Raw genomic sequence first — 6,368 nt, forward strand, 5'->3', positions numbered from 1 at the left:
TTTTTTATCTCCCCCCCCCCCATTTTTTTCGCCCCCGTGCGGCCCCAAACCCCCCCCCCCCCCGCCCCCCCCTAAACCCGGTTCCCCACCAACCCCCGCCCCTACTGCCCGTCCAAGCCCAGCGTCATCCCTTCCAGCCCACCTCGCGCAAAGCCGCCAGCAACCGCTCACCACTCAGCGCCGGCACCAGCACGCCGTCATCGGTGCGCATGTCCTTGCCGGCCAGCAGCACGTTGACGATGGCTTCCTCCACCGCCTCGGCGGCAGCGGCGAACAGCGGCGAGATGTGGTCGTTGTTGACCATCTCCAACGCCGTGGCGAAAGGCAGGTCCTTGCGCCCGTAGTCCGCCGGCGGCAGGTCGCGGTTGCCGGTGGCGAAGGCGAGGAAGATGTCGCCGCTGGAATCGTCGGTGCCGCCCCCTGTGCGGGCGATGCCCAGCGAGGCGCGTTGCGCCAGGCGCTGGCACTGGTGCGGCAACAGCGGCGCATCGGTGGCGAGGATCACCACGATGGAGCCCATACCCGGCGTACCCTGTTCGGCGAACGGTGAAGGCAGATCACCCAGTTGACGGCCCACCGGGTAACCATCCACCCGCAGTTCGCGGCGCTGGCCGTGGTTGGCCTGCACCAGCGCGCCCACCGTCCAGCCGCCCTGCTCCGCCGGCAACTTGCGCGAGGCGGTGCCGATGCCGCCCTTGAACTCGTGGCAGATCATCCCCGTGCCGCCACCCACCGGACCTTCCCGCACCGGGCCGGATTCAGCCGCGGCCAGCGCCTCGCGCACCTGCTCGGCGCCGACGTGCTGGCCCCAGATGTCGTTGAGCAGACCGTCGTAGGTTTCCATCACCACCGGCATGCACCAGTAGATGGACGGGTCCGCCAGCTCGGCATGCTCGGCGGCGATCAGCGCATCGCGCACCGCGCCCACGCTGTGGGTATTGGTGATGGCAATGGGCGTGGTCAGCAGCCCCGCCTCGCGAATCCACTCAAGGCCGGTGGCGTCGCCGTTGCCGTTGAGCACATGACAGCCGGCGAAGCAGGGCTGCCGGCGCGCCGCGCCATCGCGCGGCTGTACCACCGTGACTCCGGTGCGCACGGCCTTGCCGTCGCGCTCGCCGATCAGGGTGCTGTGGCCGACGCGGATGCCGGGAACATCAGTAATGGCGTTGAACTCGCCGGGAGTGCCCAGGCCGAGGGTGATGCCGAGTTGACGAGCGCGCATGCTGTCTCCTTCGTTCTATAACTTCTGGAAGGCCGGGCTGAGCTTGCCGTAGGTGCTGTAGAGAATCACCGACACGGCCAGTATCCCGACAATGATCATGACGTCCCGCGAGGAAGCGTCCAGTAGCAGGTTGAGCAACAGGTAGCCGGCGCCGACCACCGCCAGCATCGCCGGCAGCGGCCACAGCGGCATGCGGTACGGGTGCTCGCGGTCGCGGCGCAGCACGCGGCTGAACAGCGCGCAGAGCGCCACCGCCAGGTAGACCATCACCAGCAGCAGCACGGTGAAGGAAGTCAGCTCCGCCAGGTTCGAGCTGAAGCTCAGCGCCGCCGAAGGCACGCCGAGGAACAGCGTGGCGATCCACGGCGATTCCCAGCGCGGGTGGATACGGGTGAAGGCGCGATTCATCAGCGGCGTCCACAGCTCGTCGCGGCCGCTGCTGAAGATCACCCGGCCGACCTGGATGACGATGGCGACGATGGCGTTGAACACCGAGAGGAAGATGCCGGCGCTGACCAGCCGCGACAGCGTTTGGTTACCGTGGGCGGTGAGCAGGTAGCCGACCGGATCGGGGCTGGCAATCATCTCCTTCAGCGAGGGTGCGCCGAGCAGCAGTGCGGTCAGCGGGACGATCTCGATCGCCACCACCAGCACCAGCGACCAGATCACTGCGCGGTGCACGTTGCGCCCGCCGCACTTCATGTCCTCGGCCAGCAGCACCGCGCCGCCGAAGCCGTTGTAGGAGAACAGCGCGGTGCCCACGGCGCCGATCACCAGCGCCCAGGGCGCGGCGGCCAGTATCCCGCCGTCGATGTGCTGCGGCTGTACCAGCACGCTGACCGGCTGGCTGACGTGGCCGAAACCGAGCACCACGATGACCAGCAGCGCCGCCACTTCGCAGAGCAGGAACACCCCGGTGATCCAGGCGTTCACGCGGATGTTGAGGATGCCCAGCACGTAGCTGGCGGCGACTATCGCCAGGGCGACGGTCTGGGTATCGAAGCTCGTCCCCAGGGCGTTGTTCAGGTAGGTCGCCGCGCCCGTCGCCAGGACCGGCGGGATGAACAGCAGCGACACCAGCACGGTGAGGAAGGTGGCGTAGCCGGCGAGGCCGCCGAACACGCGCTTGGCGTAGACATACTCGCCGCCGGCGGAGCTGTGGGCGCGGCCGAGTTCGGCGTAGCACCAGGCGAACATCAGGGCCAGGAAGCCGGCGAAGACGAACGCCAGGAAGGCGCCGCTGCCGGCCTGCTGGATGGCGAAGGGAGCGATGACGAAAACGGAGCTGGCGGGGGTGACTGCCGAGACGGTGATGGCGACTACGTCGAGCACGCCCAGGCTGGGCTTGAGCGCGCTCGCTGGCGCAGGGGAAGCGCTCATATCGTTGTTTCCTCGTGTTGTTATTGGTGGCTGAGGCAGGAACGAAGACCTTGTCGCGCCCTCTGCACGGGGCGCTGCGTGGGGTGCAGTCTGGGCATGACGAGGGTGGCGGCCAATCACCATTTGGGGTTACGCCCCCTTGACGAGGAGCCGGTAAAAGGAGGAAACCGTGGACCGAACCCACGGAGAACCAACGGATGCACAACCTGTTCCGCGAGGTCGGCATGCACGCCAACCTCGGCCGCGCCATCGAGCAGATCGGCCAGCCGCGCTTCTGGAAGCAGCTGGTCCTGCTGCTGCACCAGTGGCTGCCGTTCGATAACGCCCTGGCGATGTTCTACCCGGCCAGCGGAACCCCGGTGGCGCTGGAGGAATACGACGCCGAGCCCACCGCCGGGCCTGCGGCCATGGCCATCTACCTCGACGGCCTGTTCCAGCTCGATCCCTTCTACCAGGCCTGCCGCGAGGGTGTGCCCAGCGGGCTGTACCGGCTGGAGGAAATCTCCCCGGACCAGTTCCGCCAGAGCGAGTACTTCCTCAGCTACTTCCACGACAACGTGCTGGAGGACGAGGTGCAGTTCATCCTCCAGCTCCCCGGCCAGGGCGCGCTGTCGTTGTCGCTGGGCATGCGCCGGCTATTCGATGGCGAGCAGACCGGCCTGCTGGCGATGCTCTGCCCCTGGGTATTGGCGCTGATGCAGCAGCACTGGCAGCAGCGCAGCCAGCGCCTGCTGCCGGGCGCCAGCGACGGCGTGGCGGTGCAGGTGCGCGATGCCCTGAGCCACTTCGGCGCCGGGGTGCTATCCGAGCGCGAACTGGAGATCGCCCGGCTGATCCTCCGGGGTTACTCCTCCAAGGCCATGGCCGAGCGCCTGGCAATCTCCCCGGAGACCATCAAGGTCCACCGCCGCCACCTGTACAACAAGCTCGACATCTCCTCGCAGCCGGAGCTGTTCTCGCTGTTCCTGCAGTCGCTGGGGCACGACCCGCAGAACCCCTGAGCGCCGCTGCATCTGGTCCCCATGGGCGCGGCTGATGCCGCGCCATTCGCGCCCAGCGGGACACCCCGCTGGTGCTGCACGGACACTACCGCCAACGCCGTGCGCTTCTAGACTGGAGCCGTCCCCCTCCAACAACCACAAGAGGACAGCCCGATGAACGCACGCGCCCACTTCACCCACATGGAAGACGGCAGCGCCGAGGACTGGGCGATCATCGCCAAGGACTTCGGCCAGTACGCCGCGCTGCTGCCCGACCGCATCCTGACCCACCTGCGCCTGCTCGACGGCGACTTCGGCGGCTTCCCGGTGGACCGCCTGACCCATTCGCTGCAGACCGCCACCCTGGCGCACCGCGACGGTCGCGACGAGGAATACGTGGTCTGCGCGCTGCTCCACGACATCGGCGACACCCTCGGCTCGTTCAACCATGCCGACATCGCCGCGGCCATCCTCAAGCCCTTCGTCAGCGAAGCGAACCTGTGGATGATCGAGAAGCACGCGATCTTCCAGGGCTACTACTTCTTCCATCACCTGGGCCTGGACCGGCACCTGCGCGAGCAGTTCAAGGACCACCCGCAGTTCGAGCAGACCATCGAATTCTGCGCGCGCTACGACGCCGCCGCCTTCGATCCGGACGGCGAAGTGCTGCCCCTGGAGTTCTTCGAACCCATGCTGCGCCGGGTCTTTGCCCAGCCACGCCGCTCGATCTACCAGAAGCCCGACGGCACCATGGCCTGAGGGTCCCAAGGCGACCGGCGGTCCGCGACGAAGAGTGGCGAACCGCCGCTGGCCCGGGGGCTGCGCATGGAATAAGATCCCTCCCAAAATCAGACGCGCAATCGGCCACAAGCCTACGCACACCAGGGAAGTTTCTTGCGCATGAAGCCTAACGTTCTCGAGCGCTCCAGCACGCCGCTCACCCCCGCCCCCCTGCGCGAATACCATTCCCGCGTGCTGGCCTATATCGCCGTCGCCGCGACCATCACCGCCGGCACCTTCGCCAGGTACTTCGGCTACGAGATCCTCTGGATGATCCCGTACGCCCTGCTCTACCCGCACCTCGCGCAGCAGGTCAGCCGCCGCTTCAAGCGCGACAACCCGCAACGCACCCGCCTGGTACTACTGTTCATCGATGCCCTGCACGCCGGCATCGCCACCACGCTGCTGGGCTTCTCCGAAGTACCCAGCCTGATGCTGGTGCTGATCCTCGCCTTCTCTGCGCTGATCATCGGCGGCCTGCGCTCGCTGGGCCTGGCGCTGCTGGTGGCGCTGAGCGCATCGGTGCTCAGCGCCGCGCTGATCTCGCCGGCCTACAAGGGCCAGACGCCGAGCATCGTCGCGCTGGTCAGCGTGCTGTTCTCCACCCTGTACATCTGCATCACCGCCTTCTTCGTGCACCAGCAGGGCCTGCGCCTGGCCCAGGCCCGCTCGGACATCACCCTGGAGCAGGAAAAGGCCGCGCGCCTGGCCAGCAACCTGGCCAAGTACCTGTCGCCGCAGGTGTGGGAGTCGATCTTCAGCGGCAAGCGCACGGTGCGCCTGGAAACCCAGCGCAAGAAGCTCACGGTGTTCTTCTCCGACATCAAGGGCTTCACCGAGCTGTCCGAGGAACTCGAAGCCGAGGCCCTCACCGACATGCTCAACAACTACCTGAACGAGATGTCGAAGATCGCCCTGAAGTACGGCGGCACCATCGACAAGTTCGTCGGCGACTGCGTGATGGTGTTCTTCGGCGACCCGGCCACCCAGGGCGCGAAGAAGGACGCCGTGGCCGCCGTGTCCATGGCGGTCGCCATGCGCAAGCACATGAAGGTCATGCGCCAGCAGTGGCGCGCCCAGGGCATCACCAAGCCGCTGGAAGTGCGCATGGGCCTGAACACCGGCTACTGCACCGTGGGCAACTTCGGCGCCGACACGCGCATGGACTACACCATCATCGGCCGCGAAGTGAACCTCGCCAGCCGCCTGGAAAGCGCCGCCGAAGCCGGCGAGATCCTCATCAGCCATGAGACCTACTCGCTGGTCAAGGACACGCTGATGTGCCGCGACAAGGGCCAGATCGCCGTGAAGGGTTTCAGCAAGCCGGTGCAGATCTACCAGGTGGTCGACTTCCGCCGCGACCTGGGCTCCAACCCCAGCTTCGTCGAGCACGAGGTGCCGGGCTTCTCCATGTACCTGGACACCAACAACGTGCAGAACTACGACAAGGAACGGGTCATCCAGGCGCTGCAGCAGGCCGCGGAGAAGCTCAAGGACAAGATCATCCTCTGAGTGGTCTTGCGGCTCCGGGTTTACGCCCACCCGATCGCGGACGAAGTCCGCTCCTACGCACGCCGGGGATTCCGGCAAGGCTCACGCCTGGCCCCGCTGGCATAGGAGCAACTGTATTCTTCTGATAGTTCGTGCCTTGGATTTTCCCTCTCCCTAACCCTGGCTGCGCGCCCCGCTCCGAAGGGAGAGGGGACCGTCTGGTGCAGGTTGAGGCCGAAGTGTCAGCCGGCACGGACAGCGCCCTCTCCCTTCAGGGAGAGGGCAAGCCCCCGGAACGATATTTCAGGTAGGAGCGGACCTTGTCCGCGAAATCCATCACGGCGTAACCCACTCTCACCGTTGAGCACAGAGGCGTAGCGCCCCCTGCCGTCGCCCGCCCTGCCCGCGAATCCGCCCGCACACCTAGTAGGAGCGGGGGCCGGGGGGGGGCCCCCCCCCCCCCCCGCCCCCCCGGGGGGGGGGGGGGGGGCGCGGGGGGCGGGCACGGGGGGGTT

Annotated in this window: 5 protein-coding genes; 3 read left to right on the plus strand and 2 right to left on the minus strand. The window is 67.2% G+C overall.

The features are described 5' to 3' along the window. Nucleotides 1-124: 124 nt before the first annotated feature. Together ACCC94_RS26860 and ACCC94_RS26865 are read right to left on the minus strand one after the other, a co-directional pair. Complete coding sequence (locus tag ACCC94_RS26860) at nt 125-1,222, minus strand: P1 family peptidase (protein ID WP_413352647.1); 1,098 nt, start codon at nt 1,220-1,222, stop codon at nt 125-127. A gap of 15 nt (nt 1,223-1,237) precedes the next feature. Beyond that, entirely contained in the window at nt 1,238-2,602 is a 1,365-nt protein-coding gene (locus tag ACCC94_RS26865) for an APC family permease (RefSeq protein WP_413352648.1), read from the minus strand. A gap of 197 nt (nt 2,603-2,799) precedes the next feature. Here ACCC94_RS26865 and ACCC94_RS26870 point away from each other — a divergent pair, with 197 nt between their 5' ends. The 3 genes from ACCC94_RS26870 (at nt 2,800) to ACCC94_RS26880 (ending at nt 5,874) form a co-directional block, all read left to right on the plus strand. Next, nucleotides 2,800-3,603: a helix-turn-helix transcriptional regulator gene (locus ACCC94_RS26870; protein ID WP_413352649.1), complete on the plus strand. Its 804-nt coding sequence runs from the start codon at nt 2,800-2,802 to the stop codon at nt 3,601-3,603. A 153-nt stretch (nt 3,604-3,756) separates the two neighbouring features. Then, the gene (locus ACCC94_RS26875) at nt 3,757-4,341 is read left to right on the plus strand and encodes an HD domain-containing protein (protein ID WP_413352650.1); all 585 of its coding nucleotides are present in this window, start codon (nt 3,757-3,759) and stop codon (nt 4,339-4,341) included. 141 nt (nt 4,342-4,482) lie between these two features. Beyond that, a complete protein-coding gene (locus tag ACCC94_RS26880; protein WP_413352651.1) occupies nt 4,483-5,874 on the plus strand; it encodes an adenylate/guanylate cyclase domain-containing protein in 1,392 nt (463 codons plus the stop codon). Nucleotides 5,875-6,368 lie beyond the last annotated feature (494 nt).

The sequence above is a fragment of the Pseudomonas sp. Pseusp97 genome, assembly GCF_047304025.1.
Taxonomy (GTDB): domain Bacteria; phylum Pseudomonadota; class Gammaproteobacteria; order Pseudomonadales; family Pseudomonadaceae; genus Pseudomonas.